At 49.5% G+C, this 1,612-nt stretch carries 2 protein-coding genes and 1 pseudogene; 1 reads left to right on the forward strand and 2 read right to left on the reverse strand.

Features of this window, described 5'->3' with window-relative positions; genetic code table 11:
* Window positions 1-309 (reverse strand): annotated as a pseudogene (locus BP822_RS07535) (ABC transporter substrate-binding protein); the annotation flags it as partial.
* A 467-nt stretch (window positions 310-776) separates the two neighbouring features.
* Here BP822_RS07535 and BP822_RS07540 point away from each other — a divergent pair.
* On the forward strand, window positions 777-977 hold the full coding sequence (locus BP822_RS07540) for a PUA domain-containing protein (RefSeq protein ID WP_013719753.1): 201 nt from the start codon (window positions 777-779) through the stop codon (window positions 975-977).
* 210 nt (window positions 978-1,187) lie between these two features.
* On the opposite strand, the gene BP822_RS07545 is transcribed toward BP822_RS07540, so the two are convergent.
* Window positions 1,188-1,550 (reverse strand): hypothetical protein, encoded by a 363-nt coding sequence (locus BP822_RS07545; RefSeq protein ID WP_286878079.1) that lies wholly within the window; start codon window positions 1,548-1,550, stop codon window positions 1,188-1,190.
* Window positions 1,551-1,612 lie beyond the last annotated feature (62 nt).

The raw sequence follows: 1,612 nt of genomic DNA on the forward strand, positions 1-1,612 counted from the left end.
ATCCTCTCCATCGCTGGCGATCGCGCCGATCATCTCATAGTCCAGAGCATTCCATTTCCCTACACTCTGCTTTCCCTTGAGATCGGGGAAGTAGTAGCCCTTATTCTTCACTGTATCTGAGATTCCTACCACCTTATCTGCCGCTCCCAGCATCACAACTGCCTCGGCAGCATCCGAGCTGGTGACGATCACCCTCTCAATAGGCTGGTTGAAGGTGACCTCTCTTCCTGCAGAGTCGGTGATGGTCAGGGGATATTCAGCTGCCCATGCCGATGCCATCAGCATAGATGCTATCAGGCAAAGGGCCATAGGCGCGGAAAACAGTCGTATTTGCATATCAATTCCTCATATGAACTGTGGTTATTAAGACTAGGCGAAGTATAAATCGTTTTTGTTAATAATTATGTGCTTGCACATCCGAAAAAAAGCATGAAGATCATGCGGCCAGCCCAACGTTTGCACTAAGCCAGTATGCTGCCTCTCAAGCACCCGCCTGAATATCTCTCCCCTCGCGGCCAAGTTGCTGGCGAGGTCCGTCCTCTCAAAAGCTGGCAGGTTTAAATTAAGCATGCAGCCGCCAGCTCGTCCGGGGCCATTGTCATACTCCAACCGGCATCATTCAGGGATCAGAGACAATGAGATCGAGGCCATGGGATATTGAGGACGCCCGGTTTGGCCGGACCCTTAACCATGGTAATAATTCAATCAAAAAGTTTATTACTTAATAAGATCTATATCCCTATTAATCACAGATAAAGGATAGAGGTGGTTGTGCAATGTGGAGTGATAAAAACGATTCGTCGGTTAGCAAAGTGGTGATCTCGGATGCGGCGGTGCCTTTTGTCGCCCGGGGGGGACGCTTATTCCCCGGGCAAGTGATCGCAACGGATCCGGGAATCGAGAATGGCGAAGATGTTCTGATTGTGGACAGGAAGGAAAGGCCGGTCAGGATGCTTAAAATCTACACCGGTCAGTGAAGTGCGGAGGTGATGGTAGCAAAGAGCAGTATGTGTATGCAGGGAATTTATAGCCCTCTAATTTAGATGCCATTATGGATGCCTGGCCGCAATGGATTTAGGAAGAGTGAGGACATCTTGCGGCCAGGGTGTCCTCTTCTGGGGTATTTTCTATGAATCTTCCAATATTGTTGCGCCCTTATCGATGATCGCGGATTTGGTTCTTTTCTCTCATTTCAGCTCTGCCGGTCCATCAGAGCCATCAAGCGGGGCGGTCCTGTACTTGAGCAGCTCTCCGCCAATCAGCATGGCCAATCCGGCGCAGAGCAGTATCATGCTTACCAGCAGAAGGTCAAATGATAGCTGTGCCTCTATTCCCGCAATGGATGCCAACTGAGGTGCCAGGATCATGGAGAATCCGGCCAGGGTTAAGAAGAGTCCATTGATTATTCTGCGCTCAGCTCTCACATATCTATCCTCCTTCTTCTCGATCCCCCTCTCCAGCATGAACATCTGCTTCTTGTGAATCAGATAATAGACCAGGGCCAGGAAGGGCACTCCCTCCACTACCAGAAGCAAGATGGCAGTATCCATCAATATCTCATCCTCTCGATGGCTTTATCTCAACCTCTCGTAGATAATACTTTCGTTATGAG

The organism is Methanosaeta sp. UBA458 (genome assembly GCF_002496085.1).
Lineage (GTDB): Archaea > Halobacteriota > Methanosarcinia > Methanotrichales > Methanotrichaceae > Methanothrix > Methanothrix soehngenii.